The sequence below is a fragment of the Acinetobacter sp. GW821-FHT09D10 genome (assembly GCF_059416285.1).
Genome location: NZ_JBWKOW010000003.1, coordinates 341,839 through 368,144 on the forward strand (window position 1 = coordinate 341,839; position 26,306 = coordinate 368,144).

The following is a 26,306-nucleotide window of genomic DNA, read 5'->3' on the forward strand; positions in this document are numbered from 1 at the left end:
CGATGCTATTATCTTATACGTTTTATCTTTTTGTTGCCTAATACATTTTTCATGATGGATAAACTTCATCAATTCGATGAAAAACTGTTAGAATGCAGTGTTTTATTATATTTTTTTAATTTGTTGCTTTGAGAGTTAATATGTCACTGGAAGCCCTGACCACAGAAGCGCTTGCTGCCATTGCAGCAGCTCAAGACCTTGTTGCACTTGATCAGGTACGTGTGCAATTTACAGGGAAAAAAAGCCAGCTTGCAGAACAATCGAAAGCATTAGGGAAAATGGACCCTGAAGAACGCAAAGTACAAGGTGCTGCGATTCATGCTGTTCGAGAAACAATTAATACTGCTTTAACAGAACGTCAAGCAGCATTACAGCAGGCAGCACTTGAGCAAAAGCTAGCAAGTGAAACGATTGATATTACTTTGCCGGGCCGCGGTCAACGTGTTGGTACAGTCCATCCTGTTACTCAAGTACAAGAAAGAATTTGTCAGTTCTTCACTAAAGCTGGTTTTACAGTCGCGACTGGTCCAGAAGTTGAAGATGACTATCATAATTTTGAAGCATTAAATATTCCTGGTCACCATCCAGCGCGTGCTATGCACGATACTTTCTATTTTGATGCCACTCATTTACTGCGTACGCATACTTCTGGTGTACAGATTCGTACAATGGAAACAAGTGAGCCACCAATTCGTATTGTATGTCCTGGGCGTGTTTATCGTTGTGACTCAGATCAAACGCATTCACCTATGTTCCATCAGATCGAAGGTTTATACGTTGCTGAGAACACCAGCTTTGCTGAGTTAAAAGGTTTATTGATTAATCTGCTTAATGAATTTTTTGAAAAAGATTTAAAGGTACGTTTCCGTCCATCATATTTCCCGTTTACTGAACCAAGTGCGGAAGTAGATATTATGGATGAACGTGGCCGTTGGTTAGAAGTTTTAGGCTGTGGCATGGTACATCCAAATGTATTACGTGCTGCTGGTATTGATCCTGATAAATACAAAGGCTTTGCTTTTGGTTTAGGGGTAGAGCGTTTTGCAATGTTGCGTTATGGCATTAATGACTTGCGTATGTTCTATCAAAATGATGTGCGTTTCTTACGCCAATTTGCCTAACAGTTTTTCAGGATTAAAAAAGGTTTATAAAGATGAAGATTAGCGAAAATTGGCTACGCACATGGGTTAACCCAGCAATTGATAGTGATACATTGTCTGATCAGTTGACGATGCTTGGTCTTGAAGTTGATGAATTAGCACCTGTGGCTAAACCATTTACTGGTGTAGTAATCGGTGAAGTGTTAACTGTTGAGCAGCATCCCGATGCAGACCGCCTGCGTGTAACAACTATTAATATTGGTTCAGGTGAGCCTCTGCAAATTGTATGTGGTGCACCTAATGTTCGCGTTGGAATGAAAGCTCCAGTTGCAACCATTGGGGCTGTATTGCCTGGCGATTTTAAAATCAAAAAAGGTAAGCTTCGTGGAGTTGAGTCACAAGGGATGCTTTGTGGTGCTTCTGAGATTGATCTTGAAGATAAAATCGATGGTTTGCTCGAACTGCCAGCGGATGCTCCAGTAGGAGTAAATATCCGTGAATACCTCAAACTTGATGATAATGTCATTGATATCAGTATTACGCCAAACCGTGGTGACTGTTTTAGTATTCGTGGTATTGCCCGTGAAATTTCAGTTATTAATAAGCTAGAAATGATTGAGCCTGTAATTAATACGGTTGCTGCCACCATTGCTGATGAGAAAAAAGTAGTGATCAGTACTGAAGGCGCTCCGCGTTATTTAGGGCGTGTAGTTAAAAATGTTAATGTAAAAGCTGTTACTCCCGAATGGATGCAACAGGCGTTATCGCGTTCAGGAATTCGTACTCATAGTATTTTGGTTGATGTGACCAACTACGTCTTAATGGAATTGGGTCAACCAATGCATGCATTCGATTTGTCTAAAATCGAAGGGACTGTACATGTTCGTCAAGCAACACAACAAGAAAAGTTACAACTTCTGAATGATCAAGAAGTTGAGTTGCAAGAAGATATTATGGTGATTGCTGATGACCAAAAAGCTTTAGCAATTGCTGGAATTATGGGCGGTTTAGCATCAAGTGTAACTGATGAAACTACCGATATCTTCCTAGAAAGTGCGTTCTTCGCGCCACTCGCGATTGCTGGTCGTGCTCGTCGTTTTGGTTTACATACAGACTCTTCACAGCGTTATGAACGTGGTGTGGATTTTGAATTGCCGTTAATAGCGATGAACCGTGCTTCGCAGCTTATTCAAGAGTTAGCGGGCGGTGAATTTGGCCCAATTACTGTAGCTGAAAAAACTGACTTACTTCCAAAACGTGAAGCCATTGAACTGAAACAAGCTCAGGTAGATCAATTATTGGGATATCAAGTGGCGGCTGAGTTCATTACAGATGCTTTAACTCGATTAGGGTGTGAGGTAACAGTTAAAGCTGAAGGTGAGTGGAGTGTGGTTCCACCATCACATCGCTACGATATGGCAATTTATCAAGACTTAATTGAAGAAGTTGCGCGTATTGATGGTTATGACAATATCCAGATTAGCTTACCAAGCATGGATGTTAAATTTGCGAAACACCAAGATCGTTTTGAACTCGCGGAGTTGCGTCAAACGATCGTGACATTAGGTTATCAAGAAGCAATTAGCTTTAGCTTTGCTGATGCCAAACTTGAAAAGCAATTAAATCCTGAAGTTAAGCCATTGATGCTCGCAAATCCAATTTCAAGTGATTTGGCTGTAATGCGTAGTACTTTACTTTCTAGTTTAATTCCTTGCGTACAATATAATCTCAACCGTCAGCAAAGTCGTGTTCGCTTCTTCGAATTCGGACTGCGTTTTGATTATCAAAATGCTAAGAACATTGAAGACTTACAACAGACTCCTACCTTGGCTCTTGTTGCAGTCGGCTCGCAAGAACCAGAATCTTGGCATGCTAAGCCACAACCGATGGATTTCTTTGATTTCAAAGGTGAAGTAGAAGAGATTTTAGCTGCTGGGCGCGTAAGTGTTGAATACGTTCGTTCAGAACGTGCATGGTTGCACCCAGGGCAATCGGCTGAAATTTTAGTAGATGGTAAGTCAATCGGTTATTTGGGCCGTTTGCATCCATCTCTAGAAAATGAGCTTGATTTAAGCACTACTTGGGTTGCTGAACTCGATCAAACAGCTGTTTTGCAATCTTATGTATCTAATTTTACAGAATTATCACGTTTTCCTTCGGTTAGACGTGATATTGCGCTTTTAATCTCTGATAATATAAATGTTAGAGATATTCAGCAGTTAATCGAACAAACTGGTGGAGAGCTTTTAGACTCTACATGGTTATTCGATGTGTATACGGGGCAGGGTGTCGAAGATGGTAAGCGCTCATTAGCGTTTGCACTATTGTGGCAACATCCTTCACGTACGCTTGAAGATGCTGAAATTAAATCTGGTATGGACAATATTATCCAAGTGTTAGAAAACACTTATCAAGCGACATTGAGGGCCTCATGACAGCATTAACAAAAGCAGACATGGCTGATCATTTAAGTGAGTTAACCAGCTTAAATCGCCGTGAAGCAAAACAAATGGTCGAGTTGTTCTTTGACGAAATTAGCCAAGCACTTATTGCAGGGGAGCAGGTTAAGCTCTCTGGTTTCGGTAATTTCGAGTTAAGAGATAAACGCGAACGCCCAGGACGTAATCCGAAAACAGGCGAAGAAATTCCGATTTCTGCTCGCCGTGTAGTGACCTTCAGAGCGGGTCAGAAATTTAGACAACGCGTTGGAAATGAGCAGATCGATTGATCTGCTTTTTTTTTACTTATGTCTAGATAGCTTTATTTAACTACAATGTTATGTCAATTTATCTAGGTATTTAAGCGAAGTAGTCTAAGTAATTTAAAATTTAGGTGTAAAAAAAGAGGACAAAATGTCCTCTTTTTTCTAATCTAGAATATAGATTAGTGTGCAGCAGAAGCAGCAGGTGCAGAAGCAGCAGCAGGTGCAGAAGCAGCAGCAGCAGCAGCAGCATCAACAGCTGTAGAAGCAGCAGTAGCAGCTTCAGAAGCAGCAGTAGCAGCAGTAGAAGCAGCAGCTACAGCTTCAGAAGCAGCAGCAGCAGGAGCTTCTTCTTTCTTAGAACAACCAACGAAAGCTAAAGTAGCAGCAACAGCAGCAGCAACAGCAAATTTTTTGAATAACATGGCATCACTCTCACAAAAAAGATTTGAGATTAAAAAAACCTAAGTTGGACTGTTTTGCTTTTATTATTCCTAAAACGTAGCTAGGTAACAACGCATGGAGCAGTCTAACTGGTCTGCCGCTATGCTATCACTGCAAATGCTGAAATACTACTGCCGTCTGTCAAAAAAACGTATGAAAAAGAGAAAAACAGTCTGTTTCTTAACAGAAAAAAACAATCAATCAGCCCGAGTGCATTGGAAAAGGTAAAGGTAAGCCACTAAAAAACTTAATTTTTTTAATTCAAAAATATTTATTATCAAAATCTTATAAATAATTTTACATAAAAAACTGCAAAATGTATTTTTGTGTAAAGCTTGTCAACCAAATAAAAAGCCACTCAAAAGAGTGGCTTTTTATTGAAGATTAATTGATTAAGTTGAAGCTTTACGTTTCATTTGATCGAAGAAATCATCATTTGTTTTAGTTTCTTTCATACGATCAAGTAAGAATTCCATTGCCGCCAACTCATCCATAGGATGAAGAAGCTTGCGGAGGATCCATACTTTACGTAAGTTATCATCATCCATTAAACGCTCTTCACGACGGGTGCCAGATTTCTTAATATTCATAGCAGGGAAGACGCGTTTTTCAGCGATACGGCGATCAAGAGTAATCTCTTGGTTACCTGTGCCTTTGAATTCTTCATAAATTACGTCATCCATTTTACTGCCTGTTTCAATCAAAGCAGTTGAGATGATCGTAAGAGATCCACCTTCTTCAATATTACGTGCAGCACCGAAGAAGCGTTTAGGGCGCTCTAATGCGTGAGCATCTACACCACCAGTTAATACTTTACCTGATGAAGGAATGACAGTGTTATATGCACGCGCTAAACGGGTAATAGAGTCAAGCAAAATCACAACGTCTTTTTTATGTTCAACAAGACGCTTTGCTTTTTCAATCACCATTTCTGCAACTTGTACGTGGCGGGCAGGAGCTTCATCGAAGGTTGAAGCAATGACTTCACCGCGAACAGTACGTTCCATTTCGGTTACTTCTTCTGGACGCTCATCAATTAATAGAACAATCAGGAATACTTCAGGATTGTTTCTAACAATAGATTGAGCAATATTTTGCAGTAACATTGTTTTACCCGCTTTTGGCGGTGCAACAATAATAGAACGTTGCCCTTTACCAATTGGCGCAACTAAGTCAACAACACGAGAAGTTAAGTCTTCTGTCGTACCATTACCTAGTTCCATAACCAATTGTTCGGTTGGGAAAAGGGGGGTTAAGTTTTCAAATAGAATTTTATTTCGAGAATTTTCTGGCGTGTCATAGTTAATCTGGTTAACTTTGAGCAACGCAAAATAACGCTCACCTTCTTTTGGAGGGCGAATAGTACCTGTGATGGTATCGCCTGTGCGCAAGTTAAAGCGTCGGATTTGTGAGGGACTCACATAAATATCATCCGGACCTGCTAAATACGAACCTGCGGCAGAGCGCAAAAAACCAAAACCATCAGAGAGAATTTCAAGAACGCCATCACCAAAAATTTCTTCGCCATTCATTGCATGGCGTTTCAAAATGGCAAAGATAATATCTTGCTTTCGGTTACGAGCCATACCTTCCAGGCCCATAAATTCAGCAATTTTAATTAATTCACCAATTGGTTTTTTCTTGAGTTCAGTTAAATTCATAAGGGTCAGAATTAGGAAAGAGTAGAGTGTGGTTTAAAAAGAAGAAAAATCGCTCGCATACAAAAAAGATTATCGCAATTGTATTTACACAATAACAATTCAGAAGTCTGATTGATTGTTTCGAAGAAAAATGTGAAAAAACAATTTCTGTTGCCGAGTGGCGATCTTTATGTTTGTGTCTTGTAAGAAGCCGGACGAAGATGATTCCCTTCAGTGCCTCTTGAGCATGTAATATAAGCCAGCTGAGTTAATTTGTCAATTTATAGCCGAAAAAAATACGCTATAAAAAACTATAGCGTATTTTCATTCTTAGCATTTTGACTTAAACATTTTCATCAATAAAGCTAACAAGTTTAGAGCGAGGCACAGCACCAATTTGTTGAGCTACGACTTCACCATTTTTGAAAAGTAATAAAGCAGGAATATTACGGATATTGTATTTCACCGCAATATCTTCGCAAGAAGTCACATCAACTTTAACAATTTTTACTTTACCAGCATATTCACTTGATAAGTCTTCAAGAACAGGTGCAATTGCTTTACAAGGTGCACACCAACCTGCCCAGAAGTCAACAAGTACAGGTGTTTCAGCGTCTAGAACATCTGCTTGGAAGTTATCATCAGTTGTATTTACAATAGTCGCAGACATGGTACGGCTCCAATTTTTAGAAAAAAGTGCTATTACTACAGGAGAAAATTATCTCTATCAGTATTACATAGCTACTTAGTTCAATGTAAGGGTTTGATGCTATTATTCAAGGCTTAACTAAATTTGTCTAATGGATGCTCACGATATTCATCATCGACTTGTACAATCAACTCATAAATAGAAAAATATAAATGACAGTTAATTGTTGATGAAAATGGCTTTTCAATTGCATTCTTGTGAATTACTCTAGGCGTGAATTGTTATGGGTTTAGTTCAATAATGTCTGACTTTCTGATTGATGAAGAATTACTTGCCGCCATAGATATGGGGTCGAACAGCTTTCACCTTGCAATTGCACGGGTAGATCACGGTGAAGTTAAAAAAGTTGCTTCGATGTCAGAAAAAGTACAGCTTGCAGCTGGTTTAGATGAAAATAAAAATTTAACAGAAGCAGCTCAGCAACGTGGTTTGGCATGTCTAGCGCGTTTTGTTGGAAGATTGAGCTCTGTTCAACCTAATCGTTTACGAATTGTTGCTACTAATGCCTTGCGTCAGGCAAAAAATGGTCATGAATTTATTCAAAAAGCTGCAGAAATTTTACCTAAACCTATTGAAATTATTGCGGGACGAGAAGAAGCCCGTCTGATCTATTTGGGCGTATCGCATACCATGGCCAATGGTGGACGTCGCTTAGTTGTTGATATTGGTGGTGGTTCTACTGAATTTATTATCGGTGAAGAGTTTGAACCGATTTACACCGAGTCATTACAAATGGGTTGTGTGGCCTATACAACAGCTTACTTTTCTGATGGGGAAATTACCCAAAAATCATTTGATAAGGCCGTAGTTGCTGCCCGTAAAGAACTTTCTGCTATTGCAACGACTTATAAAATGGAAGGGTGGGATACTGTCGTTGGTTCGAGTGGAACGATTAAAGCCTGTCGCCAAATTATGGTTAATATGGGCTTAAGTGATGAACAAGAAAATGTCACTCGAGAAGGGTTATACAAACTTAAAGATAAATTACTTAAGTTTAAAAATGTTTCTGAAATTGATTTTGAAGGATTAAGAGAGGATCGACGAGCAGTTTTGCCAGCCGGATTGGCAATTTTGTACGCAGTTTTTGAAGTTCTAGAAATTGATCGTTTGGCATATTCTGATGGTGCATTACGCGAAGGTGTTATGTATGACCTATTAGGTCGATTTAAACATGAAGATATCCGTGACCGCAGTGTACAAGCTCTAATGGGCCGTTATAATGCCGATCCTAAACAAGCAGAACGTGTTGTCAAGACAGCACAACAATTATTTGATGGTGTTGCTAAATCTCTTAATTTAACGAGTGAAGACAGTGACTTACTGCGTCGGTCAGCTTATTTGCATGAAATTGGTTTAGCAATTAGTCATGGCGGTTACCATCGCCATGGTGCTTATTTATTACAGCATTCTGATATTCCGGGTTTCTCGCAAATTGATCAAAATCATCTTTCACATTTAGTTGCTCATCATCGTCGTAAATTACGAAATGATGTAAAAAACGAAATTTTGAAGTCTGGTGGTCATAAATTACTTTACTTAAGTTTATTGCTTCGCCTAGCAGTTTTACTCAACCATAGTCGAAGTGATCAGATGCTTCCTGCCATTGAACTGACCATCATAAATGATCAACAATGGCAGCTTAGTGTTTCTGGTGATGCCAAACAATGGCCATTGTTAGTTGCCGACTTGCATGATGAGCAAGAGCAGTTTAAGCATTGGGACATTGAATTGAATATTCAGTCGGAAAAATTTATCGATTAAAGGGATAATATTCGACCTATGAAAAAATCTACTCAGTCCAAAGCTTGGACAACGGTTCAAATTGCACGTCATCCTGAACGTCCGCAGTTTCTAGATTATGTCGGTGAAATCTTTACAGAGTTTGACGCCTTGCATGGTGATCGTTTGTTTGGTGACGATGGTGCGATGGTAGGTGGTCTTGCTCGTTTTGACGGTCAACCTGTGATGGTCATTGGACAACACCGTGGTCGTAGTACCCGTGAAAAATTAAAGCATAACTTCGGTATGGCTAACCCTGAAGGTTACCGTAAATCTCAGCGTCTATTAGATATGGCTGAGCGTTTTAATCTTCCGGTTTTCACATTTATTGATACTATGGGTGCTTACCCGGGTGTTGGTGCTGAAGAGCGTGGACAAGCCGAAGCAATTGCAACTAGCCTTGCTCAACTTTCACGTTTGAAAGTTCCTGTTGTTGCAACAGTACTGGGTGAGGGTGGTTCTGGTGGTGCTTTAGGTATTGGTGTGGCTGACAGAGTAATTATGTTATCCCACAGTATTTATTCTGTGATTTCACCAGAAGGCTGCGCATCTATTTTATGGAAAACTGCTGAAAAAGCGGCTCAAGCAAGCGAAGCTTTAGGTTTGACAGCAGACAAATTACAATCTCTAGGTATTGTTGAATATGTAGTAGATGAAGGCGAAGGGGCACATTTAGACCCTGAGCAAGTCATGCAAAACCTAAAAGTAGTTTTGAAGCAAGCTTTGGATGAATTGCTACCACTGGATGCAAATGAACGATGCGAAGCACGTTATCAACGTTTAATGAAGTTTGGCAGCGCAAATTTAGGCATAATGTCTTAAAGCAGGCTCAACTGTTTTCAGAAAATAGTTCTTTTCTTGTTGGATGTAGTGGCGGCATGGATTCAATGCTGCTACTACATTTGATGTCTGAAATTTTCCCTCAAAAGATCCGAGCGATTTATATCGATCATCAACTGCAATCACAAAGTGCAGAATGGGGGAAACTCGTTGCTAAACAAGCTACTCGCTTAGATATTCCTTATATTATTCAAAAAATTCAAGTTGCCGACGGTAATTTGGAAGCTCAAGCACGTCAGGCACGTTATCAAGCTTATCGACAGCATTTACAAGCCAACGAAATTTTAGTGCTTGCTCATCATCAGCAAGATCAGGCTGAAACGTTAATTTTGAGGTTGTTATCGGGTGCAGGTGTTGATGGATTGGCTGCCATGCAATCTATTGATTATCGTGCAGACATGACAATTTGGCGTCCTTTTTTAGATTTAACTCGTGAGCAAATTGCCGATTGGACTACTCAACTTGAAATTGAGTATGTAAATGACCCTACAAATTATGATATTCATTATGATAGGGCGTGGTCACGTGAGGAACTTTGGCCTTTTTTACAAAACCGCTTTCCTAAAATGCAGCAAGCACTTAGTCGAACCAGTTATTTGATGCAAGATGCTTCTGAAATTTTAGAAGAAGTTTTGATAGTCGATTTAAAGCATTGTGGCACTGCTGAGTGTTTAGACTTAACTAAATTGTTAGATTTATCGGCTGCCCGTCAGCGCCAGTTGCTTTCGGTTTGGATGAAAGGTGATGGGCAATATCGACCTGCATTTGAAATGGTCGAGCGCTTAAAAAATGAAGTGATTGATTCAAAGTCTGATGCACAAGCTGCATTACACTGGAATCAGTTTTACTATGTCCGTTATCAACACCATCTTTATAGATTGAGTAAGCAGGCTTTTCTTGCTGAAACATTAAGTCCAGTTGAAGCTGAATCGGAGCATCATTTCCAAATGGGAGAAATAGTGCATTACGCTTCAGGAAATTTTCAGATTAAACAAAAAAAAATCGGTTTGGCTTCATCTTTATTAAATGAAAAATTGAGAATAATTCGACGTCAAGGTGGGGAGAAAGTCCATTTATATGGCCGTATTGGTCAATGGCCATTAAAAAAAGCAATTCAAGAAGCACATATTTTGCCTTGGCTTCGTCATACAATTCAAATATTAGTCATAGATAATGTTATGCTTGGGGTTTTTACACCGAAAGGATTTTGGTTGGCTCAGTCTCCGTATTGTGAGCAAGGAGGATGGCAACCAGATTTAATTTCTCATTCTTGTAATCTGGTAAATGGCGAATATGGTTATGGCAAGTGCAGTAAATTGTAATATCTGTTTTATTGGTGGCGGTAATATGGCCCAAGCTTTAATTGGCGGGCTGGTTTCAAGAGGTTTACCACCGACACGTATTACAGTTTCAGATCCTGTTGAACAGATCCGTCAATTATTACAAGAGAAAGAAGTCCACGTAACACAAGATAACGTGGTTGCAATTCAAAATGCTGATGTTGTCGTACTGGCGGTAAAACCCCAAGTTCTGGCGACTGTTTTACGTCCCTTGAAAGGTCTGTTATCAGATAAATTAGTCATTTCAATTATTGCTGGTGCTGAAATTCAAACAATATCAAATTTAATTGATAGCGATCGAATTGTGCGAGTTATGCCAAATACACCAGCTCTGGTTCAAACAGGCGCGCATGGTATCTATGCAAATGATGTGGTAGGTGCTTCGGATCGTGAATTAACAAGTCAGATTTTAGCAGCCACAGGCTTAACAATTTGGGTAAACTCCGAAGCTCAAATTGATGCGGTAACAGCAGTTTCTGGCTCAGGTCCTGCATATTTTTTCTATCTCATGGAAAGTATGATCCGTGCGGGTAAGAATTTAGGACTAGATGAAAAAGTTGCAACCGCATTGACTCTTCAAACGGCGTTAGGTGCAGCTCAAATGGCAATTACCAGTTCAAATACTCCATCTGAACTTCGTAAGAATGTGACATCGCCAAATGGTACAACACAAGCTGCACTTGAAGTTTTTGACCGTGCACAAATCTCCCAAAATATTCAATCTGCATTGGCTGCTGCTCAGAAGCGTAGCCAAGAATTGGCTCAAGAATTGAGTGACAGTGCGAAATAGCTTAAATAGGATAAGACAACTATGGGTGCAAATTCTGCGCTAATTTTTGGAATTTTAATTAATGTCGCGATTTTATTGGTCTTTTTCCGTTTTTTAATGCAATTAGCGGCAGTAAGTCCTTATAATCCTGTGGTTTTATCGACCGTGAAAGCGACTAAGATTGTTGATATTTTTGGCCGAATTTTTCCGACGGTCGCAAAAGGCCGATTTAATTTGGCTGCGTTGGTTCTTTTAATTACGTTGTATTTACTGAAAATTTTCGGTGTGATGTATCTTTCTGGCTCTATGCCAAATAGTCCGATTCATTTACTGATTCTGACATTTGTAACCATGATTCAGGACCTGATTCGTTTCTGCCGTTATTTAATTTTCGCAACAATTATTTTGAGTTGGGTTGTCATGTTTACTCAATCGCGTTCACCTTATATTGAGGTGATTCAAGATTTAGCTGAACCATTACTCGCACCATTCCGCCGTTTATTGCCTAATATGGGAATGATTGACTTATCTCCAATTTTGGCATTTTTGGCACTCTATATTGCCGAGATCTTAATGAATGAAGTAGCGAAAGTTCTATTAACAGGACTTTAAGCTGACTCAATAAAAAAAGGGCTGTATTTCACAGCCCTTTTTTTATTTCTGTTAATTAATGAGCATCATCCCAGTTTAGACCTTGTCCTACCTCAACCACTAAAGGCACAGAAATTTCTACAACTGATTCCATGACTTTTGCGATTTGTTTGGAAAGTTCTTCAGCAATGTTTTGATCGGCTTCAAAAACTAATTCATCGTGTACTTGAAGTAGTAACTTGGCTTGATCTTTTGGCAAGATTTTATCAACTTCAATCATCGCAAGTTTAATAATATCAGCTGCACTGCCTTGTAAAGGTGCATTGATCGCAGCACGTTCGGCAGCCTTACGCACCATCACATTTCGTGCATCAATATCTGGTGTATATAGACGACGGCCTAAAATAGTTTCAACAAAGCCTTGCTCTGATGCAACTTGACGTGTGCGTTGCATATATTCATAGATGCCAGGATAGCGTTGGAAATATTGCTTAATATAATTTTGCGACTCTTGGCGCGTGAAACCTAACTGACGAATTAAACCAAACTCAGACATACCATAAAGTAGACCAAAGTTTACTGCTTTGGCTTGGCGGCGTTGGTCATTAGTCACATCTTCAATTGCAATACCCAATACTTCTGCTGCAGTACGGCGGTGAACGTCTTGTCCATGCTGGAATGCATGTACTAAAGCATCATCTTGGGAAAAATGTGCCATTAAACGTAGTTCAATTTGCGAGTAATCGGCAGCCAATAAAACTCGGCCTTCCGGTGCAATGAATGCTTTACGAATCTGACGACCAATTTGTCTACGAATTGGAATATTTTGTAAGTTGGGATCAGAAGAGGATAGACGACCTGTCGCTGTTAATGCTTGATGGTAGCTCGTATGTACACGATGCGTATCGTTATGAGACTGCTCAACCAAACGGTCCGTATAAGTACTCTTTAGCTTTGCTAAACCACGATGTTCTAGAATAATTTCCGCTAAAGGATGTTCAATTTTTTCTAAAACACTTTCGCTTGTACTGTATTGCCCAGTTGCGGTTTTTTTACCGCCTTTGATTCCTAATTTATCAAATAGTATTTCGCCTACTTGTTTAGGTGAAGCAATATTAAAAGTTTCATCTGCAATTTCCATGGCCTGATTTTCAAGACCTTCCATAGTTTTTGCAAACTCAACACTTAAGTTATCGAGGAATGCATGATCTAAACGAATGCCATCTTCTTCCATGCCTGACAAAATTCGGGCAACTGGCATTTCGATGTTATATAAAATATTTTCTAGCTCAGGGAATGGCTTAAGTTTATTTGAAAGTACTTCATACAAACGATAGGTGACATGCGCATCTTCTGCTGCATAGTGGGCAGCGACTTCAATCTCAATTTGATTAAATGTTTTCTGCTTTGCACCTTTGCCGGCAATTTGCTCAAAAGTCGTTGTTAAGTGACTTAAGTAGACACGAGCAACATCATCCATTCCATGACGAGTCGCTGCCGCATTCAATACGTAAGATGCTAACATGGTATCGAAATACCAGCCTTTTAACTCAATTCCATGATTTGCAAAAATGTGTGCATCATATTTGAGGTGATGCCCAATTTTTTTAACCGCTTCATTTTCTAATACAGGCTTAATCTGAGCCAGAATTTGCTCACGGTTCAGTTGCTGTGGAGCATTTTCATAGTTATGCGCTAAAGGAACATAATAGGCATCTTGCGCATCAAATGCGATTGAAAAACCGACCATCTCCGCAATACGATAGTCAAGACTCGTGGTTTCTGTATCAATGGCAAAATGATCGGCATTTTGCATGCGTTGCCAGAGTTGATCCCATGCTTCTTGAGTTAAAACAGTGTGGTAATTGGCGGTTCCAAGTTGATCATCTTGACTGGTTAAGCTTGCCTGATCTTCAGTTTCTATAGAATCAGCCGGTTTAACCTCATCTTGAACTACGACCTGTGAAACTTGTTGTTTATAACTTGAGCTGTTCGGATTATTTGGATGATCAAGCGACTGTAACTGATTTCTAAATTCAAGCTCAGTATATAGGTTGCGCAAAGCATCAACATTTGGGTCGATAAGCTTTAATTCATGCCAATCGAGTTCTAAAGGAAGATCGCACACAATGCTTGCTAACTGATGATCAAGCTTAATATTGTCTAAATTATCTTTGATATTCTGGCTAATCTTGCCTTTAAGTTGATCTGCATTGGCAATGATATTGTCCAACGTGCCATATTCAGTCAGTAACTTAGCAGCTGTCTTTGCGCCTACACCCGGAACACCCATAATACCGTCAGATGCATCGCCCATTAGAGTCAAGTAGTCGATAATCTGATTTGGCCAAACTCCAAATTTTTCAAAAACACCGTCGGTGTCCATTACTCGATCTTTAAAGCTATCTTCTAACTTTACATGATCATTCACTAACTGAGCCATATCTTTATCTCCAGTCGAGATAAGAACATGGTGTCCTTCGAGTACGGCACGTTTAGCAAGTGTACCGATAATGTCATCTGCTTCTGCGCCAGGGAGACTATATAAAGGAATACCTTGGGCTTTAATTAATGCATGTAAATATGGAATTTGTTGAGACAACTCTTCGGGCATGCTCGGGCGGTCACCTTTATAGATCGGTGAAAGCTTATGACGGAAGGTTGGTTCGGGGGTATCAAAAATTACGGCCATATGCGTCGGTTGCATACGACGCATCAATTTTTGAATCGCAGAAATTGCTCCACGTATTGCATTGGTATGTAACCCTGTAGAGGTCGTCAATGGTGGTAATGCATGATATGCACGAAATAAAAAATAGGACCCATCAACCAAGACAAATGGTGGCATTGAACAATTCCTTAATCTGAATTACGGGTATTTTACGTGAAAACGGATATGAATGCAGATTTATGATTTTTGCAGTATTTTGTATGTATAAATATACGCTTGTATTTGCTTAAAGTAAGATGACATGTAATGAAGGTGTTATATTGCTAAGCCCATGTATAAAAAAGACAAACAGGGAATGATCATTGTTTTGATCGCTTTGACTTTGTTTTTAGCCATGTCAATTGGTTTTAAATTTCATAGTGCCGTTGTTGTTTTATCTATTGCATTTATCGTAATACTGGTTCAGTTATTGTCGAATCTGCATCAGCGTCTGACACATTTAGAACAACAGTTTTCTCATCAAGCAACTCCTCTTTATTCTATTCGTATGCAAACAACAGTGATTTATGCGGCTACTTTGGTTGCATTAGTTGCTTATATGAATCACTGGATGTGGATTGCTGGCGGTGCATTACTGGTTTTATTGTTATGTTTGGTCCAAACGATTAGTGCATTTCATACTCGACTGTTGTATCTCGAGACAGCAAAACAAACTGTTCATGTAAATGAAGTTGTAAATACAGATGCTGTAACACCCGTACTAGAGCCAATTGATCCAAGCAATATGATCAAGCCAGCTCTACCTGAAACAAATACTTTAGACCAAAAAGAAAATCTAGTTCCTGTACAAACTGCATGGTGGCAACCAGCAATAGATTGGATGGTACATGGCAATCCAATCTTAAGAGTTGCTGTTGCTGTGCTCATGGTTGGGGTAGTGTTATTACTGCGTTTTGCAAGTGAACATTGGCAGCTGAGTTTAGGTGTAAAACTTGGTTTTATTGCAATTGCTGGGGGTGTATTAACGGCATTTGGATATAGCTTGCAAAAGAAAAATCAGCTTTTTGCTGTGGCATTGCAAGGAGTCGGACTAGCTATTGTATTCTTAACACTTGTGTTCTCGCATCATTTTGGTGTGATTGCCAATCTAACTACAGCTAGCATCTTATTTACTATTTTATTAGCAATCACTGTATTTTTAAGTTTAAAGCAACAGGCGATTTATTTAGCGATTTTAGCACTCGGCATGGCTTATGCTGCCCCTTTAGTTATTCCGCAATATCGCCCTGATGTAGTTTTTCTATTTAGTTATTACCTTGTTATTAATCTTGCGGTTGCCGCCGTTAATTTTATTCAGCCTTGGAAAATCTTAAATCAGATTGCTTTCTTTGCCACGATGTTTATTGGTGGTAGTGCAATCGCATTTTATGCAGAACCTGCAAAATTTGACACATTAGACTGGATTTTATGGCTGCATATAGGATTATTTATTTGGTTAAGTGTGCGTTATAGCCAAAATATAGCTCGGGTTTCAGGGCATGAAAAACAAGAAGGGATTCGTTTACCCCCTTTGTTAGATGTTGGTCTTATTTTTAGTGTGCCTGTACTGGGTTTTACACTTCACGCTTATTTGGTGCATGAGTCTACACAAACGTTGACGATTGGTGCTGCTGTTTTGGCTGGGACGTATGCAGTATTAACTTTCTGGATCAAAAAGAGTCATCCTCAACTTTCAGTACTAGCAAAAAGCTTTTTTATTCTTGCCGTTGCATTTTTTGCCTTAATCTTTCCACTTGCGAAAGGGGCACATTGGACTGCAATTGGTTGGGTTGCTCAAGGTACTGCGCTCATTGTATGGGGAGTAACTGAGCGCTACCGGTTGAGCCGATATATTGGTGTAATTTTAGTTTTACTAAGTTCAATTGCATTGTTTTATCAATTTTGGGCAAATGAACAATTCCCAACATTGAGCACAAGCATTTATGCAATTGCTCAATTTATTTCAGCCTTCTATTTGTTGCAGTACAACAGCAAAGAGCAACACTATTTTAGTGCCAGCATGTTTAGCGGTATTTTCTTGTGTTTAGGGATGTATGCGGGTGCTGTAGCAGGTGTAGAAATAATGGCATGGCACCATCATGGTTTGAGTCCGTATTTGATGATTGCTATAGCTCTAATAGCAATATTTAGTTTAGTTGTGCACTATAAATTGCGTGTGCAATGGCAAAGTTTGCAGTTAATTTTAGTTAGCCTGTTACTGTTGTTAATTTTTGGTGAGGTCTTTACCAGCCAAGTATTCACCATGTTTAAATGGCCGAGCATATTGCAACAGGGCACTTTCCTTGTTGCTGCAATTGCTCTTAGTGTCTTATTTATTATGGCTCAACCGCAGTCAGGTCAGTCTGGATATCTAAAAGTATGGGCTGGTTTAGGCTGGTTAGCATTAGCAACGGTGGGGTTGGCGATCTTTCCACAAATGCCAATAGTTGCTTTGGCTTTTGTACCCGTAGTTTATTCACTCTGGGCATATAAGTCTCATAAAACTGCTTTGTTACATCAAATTCCAGTGTGGTGTTTAAGTTTACTTTGGTTGCTTGTGGCGAGTGTCGACATCCATTCTGCCGAGTACCTTTATTTTGTTCCTTTGTTTAACTTAACTGATTTCCTTTCAATTGCAGTATTTGCAGGTCTTCTCTTTATTATCTATCAACATGCTTTTGATCAAGATAAATCGCTTGAGTGGACTTTTAAAATTATAACAATTCTAGTGGGATTATTAGTATTCAGTAGTGTGGTGGTCAGAGGTTTGCACCATTACTGGGCGACACCACTATGGAGCGCTGCAATTTGGACAAATGGCGTAGTACAGTTAAGTTTGACATTACTTTGGGTCGTATTAGCGTTCATTTTAACCACATTCTCTAGCCGAAGAATGATTCGTCAATTATGGTTTGTGGGTGCTGCGCTTTTGGGAATTGTAGTATTAAAACTAATTTTGCTTGATCTATCGCAAAGTGCGACTTTAACTCGAGTCATTTCATTTATTGGAGCAGGTGGGGTAATGCTCATTATTGCTTATTTGGCACCATTACCACCGTCATCCGCTGTACAGAAAAATGAAGAGCCTAAGCTTTAGGCTCTCGTTTTAATTCTTTTTGATTACTGTATTGATCGATATCATCTTCAGCAAAAACAGTAGGTGGTCGATCAATCAAACCCATTTTAGGAACAGGAATTTCAATCTGATTATCTAAAAATCCATTTCGAATTCTTTCTTGCATCTCATCTCGGACTTTTAAAGAATTTTCTTGTCTACACCACATTGCAAATAAAAGTTCAATTGATGATTCACGAAAGGCCGTAACCGTAACAGCAGGCTTTGGGTCATCTAACACAAGCGGATAATGAGCTGCTACATTAAGTAGAACTTCGCGAACTTTTATGATGTCTTCATGGAAGTTAATTGCGAGTGTAATTGGAATACGTCGTATTGGGTATTTAGATAAGTTGTGTACAGGCGCGCGAATAAGCTGTTCGTTTGGCAGACGAATATAAACATTGTCGAGTGTAAGTAATTTTACAGAGAGCAGGTCGATTGAGATTACTTCACCTTCAATCGTATTTCCACGAATGAGAGTAATCTGGATCGTATCACCGACTTCAAACGAACCTTCGCCAATTAAAAATAAACCACTGATTAAGTTACTGGCAGACGTTTGCGATGCAAAACCAAGTGCTACGGTTAGAATCCCTGCCGCGCCAAGAAATACACTGAGTTTAAAACCAGCTTCTTTTAAACTCGTCATAATGAAGAGTAAGAAAATAAAATAAAAAATACCGCGCCGCCACACCAAACGTTGATGAGCATTAAAACGTGAGCCAATGGTTCTAATAAATGTATTTGAAATAATACGGGCAAGAACAAAACCAATAAAACACAGTACAACACCGACTAAAATTTCACTAATACGCTCGGTATTGATATTGGTAAATATACTGGTGAGGCTATCAGCGATATCCTTAGGAATACTTGTATCAGCCATATAAACCTCTTAAAAGAATGAATCAAACATATTGAATAATGCTCCACCAGGTGAACGTGGTGGATGAACATAGGTCACTTCACCCGCAAGTGGTGGAGTGCGGTTTTCAATACGAATGCGTGCGGGACGATCAGAGCCTTCATAGAAAACTTTAATTTGAGAAGTCCATAAACGCCCAGTACTTTCACTGTAAAAAAGAGGCAGAGCGGTAACAGGTACATTCATGCGGTCAAAACGCAATTGATGATTACTGGTATTGTGAAAATCAATTGGAGTAACAGCACGAAACGCACGGGGTGTTAACAGGTTCAAATCGGTACGCCCATCTACGGAAGTGGCATAACAGATTTCGCCTTGCTGGGCATTTGGACCAAACCATGTATCTTTGGGCTGAATTAGAGGAATTTCAAATAAAGGCTCATGCTGACTTTCAACTAAACCGGCAATCCATAGCGGTGTACTAATATAAAGAGTCCCGCGTTGTCCCGCTGGAATGTAGATAGGATCAACGGGTTTAATGACTACAGAACGGTCTGCCAGACGTGGCATAAGTAGAAATTCTGGACTAGTTTTCCGGAACATGTAGCGTTCTACTTGAACAGTATGCGGAAAGGCAAAATTCGGATCTGCGATTGGGTGCCAATCTTGCTCATTATCATCCTGAAGAGATGGGCGATAATATTCTATACGCCATTCCTTTATGCCACGCGTTAGACGAAAAAGCATTGAACCGAATTGCCATGCTTTAGCCTGATTAATTTCAAAGTGCTGTTCGCCCCACCATTTTAAAGAATTCTGGGGACGAGGCTGATATTCATTATTTTCAAACAAGACGTAAAATTCCTCTACCGAGTTGTTAAACAGACTTCACGCTGTAATCTGCTTAGAGTACACTCAAAATCATCTTACTCATCATTATAAATTGTGATGCAAATATTGAAACAAATACAAGTCCCATATAGTTTTGCCAAGCGTCATGGTGTTTTATTTCGTTATGACGGTGATCAAGTATTTATTATTAGACGTCAAAATACTGAAAAAATTGCATTGCAGGAAGCAAGACGAATTCTAGGTAAGCCAGCTCATTACCAATTATGTACTGAACAAGAATTTAATGCACTGCTTAGTACAAGTTATGCGCGAGATACAGGGGAGTCACAAGAAGTTGCAGCAGGTTTAGAAGATCATCCTGATTTATTAAGCTTGGCCGATCAGGTTCCTGAAACAGAAGATCTGATGGATCAAGAAGATGATGCACCTATTGTCCGTCTTATTAATGCGCTACTTTCAGAAGCAATACGGGTAGGAGCTTCCGATATTCATATTGAAGCTTTTGAAAAGAAACTATCTGTACGATTACGTGTAGATGGTCAATTACGTGAAATTGTACAACCACGCCGTGAGTTGGCGCCTTTGCTGGTTTCACGTATTAAAGTCATGGCAAAACTCGATATTGCGGAAAAACGGGTGCCACAAGATGGGCGTATTTCTTTGCGTCTTGCGGGACGAGAAGTAGATGTGCGTGTTTCGACTTTACCTTCATCGCATGGTGAAAGGGTTGTAATGCGTTTGCTTGATAAACAAGCTGGTCGTCTTAATATGATCCATTTGGGTCTGATGGCAAATGACTATGAGCGTTTAACTCAGTTAGTACATCGTCCGCACGGGATTATTTTGGTAACAGGTCCTACAGGCTCGGGGAAAACGACGACCTTGTATGCAGCCTTATCGGATTTAAATGACAATACTCGTAATATTTTGACAGCCGAAGATCCAATTGAGTATCAACTTGAAGGTATTGGGCAGACACAAGTCAATACTAAAGTGGATATGACTTTTGCTCGTGCTCTAAAGGCAATGTTGCGTCAAGATCCAGATGTGGTCATGGTGGGTGAGATTCGTGATCTGGAAACTGCTGAAATTGCAGTACAGGCATCACTAACAGGTCATTTGGTTTTATCTACACTGCACACCAATACAGCTATTGGTGCGGTCACCCGACTTAAAGATATGGGAATTGAACCATTCTTATTATCGAGCTCTTTAATTGGAGTGATTGCTCAACGTTTGGTTCGTACCTTATGTCAACATTGTATGACATGGCGTGAAGCAGATACTTTCGAAAGACAGGTATTTCAGCATATTCATAGTGAGTCTATGTTGAAGTTACCACAGGCTCAAGGATGTGATCACTGTTCTCATTTAGGTTTCAATGGGCGTACGGCTATTTATGAAATCGTGCCTGTTGATGATTCTATGCGCCGTCAGATTCACGGAAATGCGGCTGAATATGAATTAGAAAATCATGCTCGTCAGTACTCTGGCTCTATTCGTGATGATGGTTTACGCAAAGTACTTACAGGTAAAACTACACTCGAAGAAGTGCTTCGAGTAACCAATGAAGCAAGTGAAGCATAATTTGTAACGTGCAATAAAAATGCCCGATAATATTCGGGCATTTTTAAAACTTGAAAAATTACTCAGTCACAATATTAAAGTTCACATCAATATTATTGCGAGTTGCATTTGAATATGGGCAAACGATATGAGCTGCTGCAACTAACTTTTCAGCTTCTTCACGATCCATGCCAACCAAGTAAACATTTAAAGTTACTTCAATACTAAAACCTGTAGGAATTGGACCAATACCTACTTCGCCTTCTACATACGCATCTTTGCTAATATTAAATTTATCGCGGTTGGCAACAAACTTTAGAGCTCCTAAAAAGCATGCTGAATAACCAGCTGCAAATAATTGCTCAGGATTTGTTACAGCACCACCAGCGCCACCCATTTCTTTAGGTACGCCAAGTTGTACATCTAATACACCGTCTGATGAGGTTGCACGGCCATCACGACCACCGGTTGCTTTAGCCTTTGCGCGATAAACAACTTTTTCTAATGACATCGTTTTTATTCCTAAAATAAATTGAATACAAATATATCGTACACGACTTAATTATTTTGACAAGTATATTTTTTGAAAAAATTGCTGTTTATTTGACTAGGTTTGTACGGAGTTTAGTAAGTTGATCTTTTAGGTCCAGTAGCATTGTCATATCACATGAACTTGCATCTAATACTTCGGCTGGAATATTCATTGCCTGATCTTTTAATTTTTTTCCTTCATCGCTTAACGTAATAATAACTTGGCGTTCATCTTGTGTTGAGCGAGTGCGGTGAAGAAAATGTAGGGCTTCTAATTTTTTCAAAATAGGGGTGAGAGTTGATGATTCTAAAAAAAGCTTGGCACCAATTTCTGAAACAGTAACTTCATCCTGTTCCCATAAAACTAACATCACCAAATATTGAGGATAAGTAATGCCCAAAGGTGCTAGGAGTTTTCTGTAGAGCTGATTAAGAGCTAGATTTGTTGAATAGACGAGGAAACATAGTTGATTCTCAAGCTTTAAATTTTTACAGTCTTGGTCCATATATTCCTCAAAGAAACTAATATTGCTTTTGTAGTATATCGCGTTCTATTCAGTTTCTTAAATGTTCATAAGAATAGGTTATGAATAAAGTAAATTAAGGCACATAAAAAATGGAATAATTAAATCAATTATTCCATAAGAAAAAATCTTTTAGATAAAATTGTCTACCATAGATCTGCAATTTTTTTCATTAAACGTGCACGATATTTAGCAGTAGGATTATTTACACTACGTTGTTGCTCTTGTTCATAAAAATTTTGCCAAGCAGTAATCATTTCAAGTGTTGTTCCTTGTTTTTTAATCATAGAAACATCTGCTGGTTGAATATTTTCTAAACGTTGTCTTGCGCCTTCTGCGCCCGTTCCCCATCCAATTATTCTTTGGCCAAATGCAGGCAAAGGAATATCTTTAGGAGTAGAGGGAAGAATATCTGATTTGAGTTGTGCGGCTGGTGAAACGAAATGATTCGTTGTGCCAAACTCTGCATAACAATGAATATTTGCCCCCAAGCAAAAAAAGCTAAATAAGTATTTCCACATGAATAATTAAACTTTTAATAGTGAATCAATTTACGGTGTGTCATTAGAGGCATTGAAGAGCGGACGAGATCTTGTGCTGTTAAATCAAAAGGTACAGTGATTAAACCATTCCCTTCATATCCAATCATACTTAAAATTTGACCACGACTATCTGTTGCCCCCGAGTGTCCCCAGGTTTGTCGTTTTTCACCATGCCAGCCCTGTTGTGCTGCACCTAAAACATAACATTGGCTATCCATTGCCCGAGCCTGTAGCAAAAGTTGCCAATGCATTTTCCCAGTTGTGTAGGTAAATGCAGCAGGAGCAGTAAGAAGATGAGCACCTTGTTGTCTTAGCGTTAGAGCAAGTTCTGGAAAACGTAAGTCATAACATACCATTAAGCCAATATTGCCAAAAGGGGTAGATGTGACTACTACGTCTGTTCCTGGTTCAAAGAAACGAGACTCTTGATAACCACCGACAGCATCACCAACTTGTACATCAAATAAATGGATCTTGTCATAACGTGCTTCTGTACGCTCAGGGCTGATACAGAGGCTAACGGTTCGGACGCGACCATCTTGAATCGTAGATCCATCTGGACGGAATGGACATGGTAAGGTTCCAGCCACAATCCAGATTTGATATTGATGTGCTAGTTGCTCAAGCCTTTGTTGAATAGATTCAAATTGCTCAGCAGTTTCACGTTGTTTTCCAGCAGCAAAACATACAAAGTTTTCAGGGAAAACAATCAAGCTAGCATTTTGCGCCTTGCTTTGTTGAATCAAAGACTCAATGACTTGAAAATTATTTTCAATATCATCTTGAGAGTTCATTTGAGCAACAGAAACAAGAGTCATATTCTAATCCGGCTTAATCGTGAAAATCAGGCATTTTGCTTATCCGATACCTGTTCAAGCGTATCTTGTTCTTTCTGTAACTGCTTCACAAGTGGCTCAAACATATTCTGATTGTTTGCATTGAGTTTCATCAATGTCTTATGTGCATCCAGAACAGTTCTTAGCATTGCATTATGAGTGATTTGTTCATCTGTTAACGTTAACGTACAAACATTAGGATCACCACAATAATTCAAAATGACAAAAACCTGCCCTAGCCCCATACTATTGGCTAAGGTTGTGATATCTGGATTGGTAGATAGCATCACAGCTTGAATATGATGAGTCTGTTTCAGCTTTAAACCTAGCTTAGCTAAGATACCTAATACAGTACTATCAATAAATGTTGTTTGGGTTAAATCAACGATTGCACCAACAACATTCTCTTGCTGTTCAATTCTGTTTAAAAGTTTGTCTAGACTTATACAAGAATGGGCTCGCACTTCACCAATAAGTTTGAAAATATGCGTTCCATTTAAGCTTGCATATTCAACATGACCTGTTGACATATAAATGCCATTTTCAGAGAAGGATAGAAAAATTATCACATAGTGCCATCTCAGACTCAAGAGTCCTTAGGTCGTATATTATGTAATTAATTGATTCGTAAATTAATTCATTCGACAAAGACTGAAGATGGCAATATCATCGGCCACATGATCGGGTGCTTGAAATGATTGATTTTGCAAATGATGGACCAATTGTTGGAACTGATCATTCAAACCACCATCAAAGGGTTCGAGGGCTCCATCCGAGCAAACAATGAAGCGCGCATGGCGATTTAGTGTACAAATATGCTCTTCAACTTCGAGTTCATCAGTTAAACCTAATGGAAAACTGCTCGTTGTTAGAATTTTAGGTGCTTGATTGGGCTCAAAAATGATAGGAGGGGGGTAATGCCCAGCACTTGACCAACGAAGAGTGTGCGTTTCAAGATTTAAAATACCCACAACAATCGTAATGTGCTTTTCAATATTTTCTTGAACCAACATCCCGTTTAATTTTTTAATTAATTGTCTTGGGGTTTTAGATCGACCATGGAAAGCTGCCATCCATGATGTTAACAAACTACTCGTTACACCATGACCTGAAACATCTGCAAGATAAAATAAAACTTCTTTATCGTTTAATTTCCAATAGTCATACCAATCACCAGAAAGATAAGCCGAAGGCTGAAAGAAAGTTTCAACTTCATAATTTAATAAATCGATTGGGTTTGGTAATAATCGTTTTTGCAATTCAGCAGCCGAAGGTAAGTCACGGCTATCTTGATTACGTTTATATTGAGCATCAATTCTTGATAAAGCTTTGTTTAAATCGTTAGGTAGTTGATTCCATACCCAACCTGCAAGAGCACCTGCTTCCCATGCATGAGCTAAAGCGCTACCTTCATTTTCAAAAGCAATTACAATAGTTGGTAAATTCCACTTATAAGTCAGAAAATCTTGTACATCTGCAATTGCAATGATGGTTGGATCATATAAGTCTAAATCATCTATGTTAATGACTTGTAAGCCTGGTAGTTTATCCAAGGCTTGCTCTAAATAAGGAATAGAGCGTGTCGGTTTAATAAAATACATAGAAGATATGGTAGTCCTTTTATATGATCACTTTATTCATCATAGAGTATGTATCATCAAAATCAAGGTATTGCCGAACTCTCAATCTAAGCAATACCTCGATTTCATCTTTTAAGGGTTTTGATTCTCATCTGGTGTATCGTCTGAGTCATCATCAATGAAAGACACATCTGCTGAGTCGCCCTTTTTCTCTGCAATCTGGAATGCTTTACGTTGGAGATATAAGTCTCGAATCATAGCGTATTGATCACCCTGTAAAGTTTGATCCAAGTCCAGATATTGAGCGCGGGTATCAACAGCTTGTAATAGATTGCTTGACCAATAAAGACCCTCTTGATCATCCATAACATATTTTTGTGGACGAGCTTGAGCGTCTACTGCCAAACCAAAACCATCACGCAAAGTACTTGGCCCAAAGAAAGGTAACATAAGGAATGGACCAGAAGGCACACCATAATAACCAAGAGTTACACCAAAATTCTCTTCCTCAGTTGGTAAACCTAAGCGGCTGGCTGGGTCTGCCAAACCAAGAGTAGTTAAGGTATTAATTGTAAATCGGCCTAAAGTTTTTGCTGCACGAGCTGGACGGCCTTGAATAAGCTGGTTAACAGCATTCCATGGTTCACCAAGATTTTTACGGAACTGGCGATAAGAGCCACGTACATCTTCGGGAGTCTTTTCTCTATATTGAACAGCAACAGGACGCAAGAAATTGCGGTCCAACATATCATTAAAAGAATAAATTGGACGGTTTAGAGATTGCAAAGGATCTTTTATAGGATCTGGTTGTGCTGCATTTGCATTTATTTTTAAATCTTTAACCTTAATATTTTTTAAATCATTAATAATTTGTGATCGAGAATGATGAGATCCAACTTCTGCTGATGAGCTAGCATTAGGAGATTCACTTACAGCGCTATCTTGAGCATATATAGAGGTACAGACACCTACAGATAGCATGCTTAATAAAATTAAATTAGAATAATTCATATAATTCCTTAACCGCCAGCCAGGCTAATACTTAATGTGCAGTTGGGTGGAGATATGTTTTAATACAAAATTGATAACCTATTATCAATGTAAAATTGATCAAATAATATAGATAAAATGCTAAAAAGGCTAAAAAACAAACAGTCGATCGTATTGATTTAAAAAAGGTATTGCAAACGGGATTTAATGGTCTATAATGCACATCCATCGGCGGTGATGCAGATAGAAACTTGTTGAAAAACAGTTACTTGGAATTGA

Annotated in this window: 24 protein-coding genes; 11 read left to right on the forward strand and 13 right to left on the reverse strand. The window is 39.1% G+C overall.

From position 1 onward, the window contains the following. The first annotated feature begins 140 nt into the window (after nt 1–140). The 3 genes from pheS to AC07M3_RS10665 are packed head-to-tail and all read left to right on the forward strand — an operon-like array spanning nt 141 to nt 3,828. Nucleotides 141–1,121, forward strand: a complete 981-nt coding sequence (gene pheS, locus AC07M3_RS10655) for a phenylalanine--tRNA ligase subunit alpha (RefSeq protein ID WP_003655056.1) — start codon at nt 141–143, stop codon at nt 1,119–1,121. A 32-nt stretch (nt 1,122–1,153) separates the two neighbouring features. After that, on the forward strand, nt 1,154–3,535 hold the full coding sequence (gene pheT, locus AC07M3_RS10660) for a phenylalanine--tRNA ligase subunit beta (protein WP_494567256.1): 2,382 nt from the start codon (nt 1,154–1,156) through the stop codon (nt 3,533–3,535). Beyond that, on the forward strand, nt 3,532–3,828 hold the full coding sequence (locus AC07M3_RS10665) for an integration host factor subunit alpha (protein ID WP_000126166.1): 297 nt from the start codon (nt 3,532–3,534) through the stop codon (nt 3,826–3,828). Before pheT ends, AC07M3_RS10665 begins: the two co-directional genes overlap by 4 nt. Before the next feature lie 155 nt (nt 3,829–3,983). On the opposite strand, the gene AC07M3_RS10670 is transcribed toward AC07M3_RS10665, so the two are convergent. Beyond that, nucleotides 3,984–4,226, reverse strand: coding sequence for a hypothetical protein (locus AC07M3_RS10670; protein ID WP_307011751.1), 243 nt, complete (start codon nt 4,224–4,226; stop codon nt 3,984–3,986). A 94-nt stretch (nt 4,227–4,320) separates the two neighbouring features. On the opposite strand from AC07M3_RS10670, the gene AC07M3_RS10675 reads away from it, so the two are divergent. Beyond that, nucleotides 4,321–4,473 (forward strand): hypothetical protein, encoded by a 153-nt coding sequence (locus AC07M3_RS10675; RefSeq protein ID WP_080026324.1) that lies wholly within the window; start codon nt 4,321–4,323, stop codon nt 4,471–4,473. A gap of 164 nt (nt 4,474–4,637) precedes the next feature. Here AC07M3_RS10675 and rho read toward each other — a convergent pair whose 3' ends face one another. Next, a complete protein-coding gene (gene rho, locus AC07M3_RS10680) occupies nt 4,638–5,906 on the reverse strand; it encodes a transcription termination factor Rho (RefSeq protein WP_003655059.1) in 1,269 nt (422 codons plus the stop codon). Between the two features lie 322 nt (nt 5,907–6,228). Beyond that, on the reverse strand, nt 6,229–6,555 hold the full coding sequence (gene trxA, locus AC07M3_RS10685) for a thioredoxin (protein ID WP_003655060.1): 327 nt from the start codon (nt 6,553–6,555) through the stop codon (nt 6,229–6,231). A gap of 279 nt (nt 6,556–6,834) precedes the next feature. On the opposite strand from trxA, the gene ppx reads away from it, so the two are divergent. From ppx to AC07M3_RS10710, 5 genes are read left to right on the forward strand one after another with little or no spacing between them, the layout of a single operon-like run. Next, a complete protein-coding gene (ppx, locus tag AC07M3_RS10690) occupies nt 6,835–8,355 on the forward strand; it encodes an exopolyphosphatase (protein WP_494567257.1) in 1,521 nt (506 codons plus the stop codon). A gap of 18 nt (nt 8,356–8,373) precedes the next feature. Beyond that, nucleotides 8,374–9,195, forward strand: coding sequence for an acetyl-CoA carboxylase carboxyltransferase subunit alpha (locus AC07M3_RS10695; protein WP_003655062.1), 822 nt, complete (start codon nt 8,374–8,376; stop codon nt 9,193–9,195). Then, nucleotides 9,132–10,535, forward strand: a complete 1,404-nt coding sequence (tilS, locus tag AC07M3_RS10700; RefSeq protein ID WP_494567258.1) for a tRNA lysidine(34) synthetase TilS — start codon at nt 9,132–9,134, stop codon at nt 10,533–10,535. Before AC07M3_RS10695 ends, tilS begins: the two co-directional genes overlap by 64 nt. Continuing rightward, nucleotides 10,507–11,343, forward strand: a complete 837-nt coding sequence (proC, locus tag AC07M3_RS10705) for a pyrroline-5-carboxylate reductase (RefSeq protein ID WP_309952483.1) — start codon at nt 10,507–10,509, stop codon at nt 11,341–11,343. The genes tilS and proC overlap by 29 nt, the downstream gene beginning before the upstream one ends. A 21-nt stretch (nt 11,344–11,364) precedes the next feature. Further along, nucleotides 11,365–11,934 carry a YggT family protein gene (locus AC07M3_RS10710; protein ID WP_003655065.1) on the forward strand — a complete coding sequence of 190 codons (570 nt, stop codon included), beginning with the start codon at nt 11,365–11,367 and terminating at the stop codon, nt 11,932–11,934. Between the two features lie 55 nt (nt 11,935–11,989). Here AC07M3_RS10710 and polA read toward each other — a convergent pair whose 3' ends face one another. Beyond that, nucleotides 11,990–14,761 carry a DNA polymerase I gene (gene polA / locus AC07M3_RS10715; RefSeq protein ID WP_494567259.1) on the reverse strand — a complete coding sequence of 924 codons (2,772 nt, stop codon included), beginning with the start codon at nt 14,759–14,761 and terminating at the stop codon, nt 11,990–11,992. Between the two features lie 154 nt (nt 14,762–14,915). On the opposite strand from polA, the gene AC07M3_RS10720 reads away from it, so the two are divergent. Beyond that, nucleotides 14,916–17,720 (forward strand): DUF2339 domain-containing protein, encoded by a 2,805-nt coding sequence (locus AC07M3_RS10720; RefSeq protein ID WP_494567260.1) that lies wholly within the window; start codon nt 14,916–14,918, stop codon nt 17,718–17,720. On the opposite strand, the gene AC07M3_RS10725 is transcribed toward AC07M3_RS10720, so the two are convergent. Next, nucleotides 17,710–18,627 (reverse strand): mechanosensitive ion channel family protein, encoded by a 918-nt coding sequence (locus tag AC07M3_RS10725; protein ID WP_494567261.1) that lies wholly within the window; start codon nt 18,625–18,627, stop codon nt 17,710–17,712. The genes AC07M3_RS10720 and AC07M3_RS10725 overlap by 11 nt on opposite strands. 9 nt (nt 18,628–18,636) lie before the next feature. After that, entirely contained in the window at nt 18,637–19,458 is an 822-nt protein-coding gene (locus AC07M3_RS10730; RefSeq protein WP_092707444.1) for a DUF432 domain-containing protein, read from the reverse strand. A gap of 96 nt (nt 19,459–19,554) precedes the next feature. Between AC07M3_RS10730 and gspE the strand changes: the two genes are divergently transcribed. Beyond that, on the forward strand, nt 19,555–21,045 hold the full coding sequence (gene gspE, locus AC07M3_RS10735) for a type II secretion system ATPase GspE (RefSeq protein WP_004641278.1): 1,491 nt from the start codon (nt 19,555–19,557) through the stop codon (nt 21,043–21,045). Nucleotides 21,046–21,103: 58 nt separating this feature from the next. Here the strand turns inward: gspE and AC07M3_RS10740 are convergent, their stop codons facing one another. The 7 genes from AC07M3_RS10740 to AC07M3_RS10770 all read right to left on the reverse strand — a co-directional run bounded on the left by AC07M3_RS10740 (nt 21,104) and on the right by AC07M3_RS10770 (nt 26,048). Continuing rightward, entirely contained in the window at nt 21,104–21,535 is a 432-nt protein-coding gene (locus AC07M3_RS10740) for an organic hydroperoxide resistance protein (RefSeq protein WP_003655074.1), read from the reverse strand. Nucleotides 21,536–21,623: 88 nt separating this feature from the next. Next, on the reverse strand, nt 21,624–22,061 hold the full coding sequence (locus AC07M3_RS10745) for a MarR family winged helix-turn-helix transcriptional regulator (RefSeq protein WP_307011733.1): 438 nt from the start codon (nt 22,059–22,061) through the stop codon (nt 21,624–21,626). A gap of 164 nt (nt 22,062–22,225) precedes the next feature. Next, nucleotides 22,226–22,600, reverse strand: a complete 375-nt coding sequence (locus AC07M3_RS10750) for a DUF4951 domain-containing protein (protein WP_494567262.1) — start codon at nt 22,598–22,600, stop codon at nt 22,226–22,228. Between the two features lie 14 nt (nt 22,601–22,614). Further along, nucleotides 22,615–23,439 (reverse strand): carbon-nitrogen hydrolase family protein, encoded by an 825-nt coding sequence (locus tag AC07M3_RS10755; RefSeq protein WP_494567263.1) that lies wholly within the window; start codon nt 23,437–23,439, stop codon nt 22,615–22,617. A 26-nt stretch (nt 23,440–23,465) separates the two neighbouring features. Then, entirely contained in the window at nt 23,466–23,987 is a 522-nt protein-coding gene (gene gigB / locus AC07M3_RS10760) for an anti-anti-sigma factor GigB (RefSeq protein ID WP_002117273.1), read from the reverse strand. Nucleotides 23,988–24,089: 102 nt separating this feature from the next. Beyond that, complete coding sequence (gigA, locus tag AC07M3_RS10765) at nt 24,090–25,058, reverse strand: RsbU family protein phosphatase GigA (protein ID WP_042895048.1); 969 nt, start codon at nt 25,056–25,058, stop codon at nt 24,090–24,092. Nucleotides 25,059–25,169: 111 nt separating this feature from the next. Beyond that, on the reverse strand, nt 25,170–26,048 hold the full coding sequence (locus tag AC07M3_RS10770; protein WP_494567264.1) for an MlaA family lipoprotein: 879 nt from the start codon (nt 26,046–26,048) through the stop codon (nt 25,170–25,172). Between the last annotated feature and the right edge of the window lie 258 nt (nt 26,049–26,306).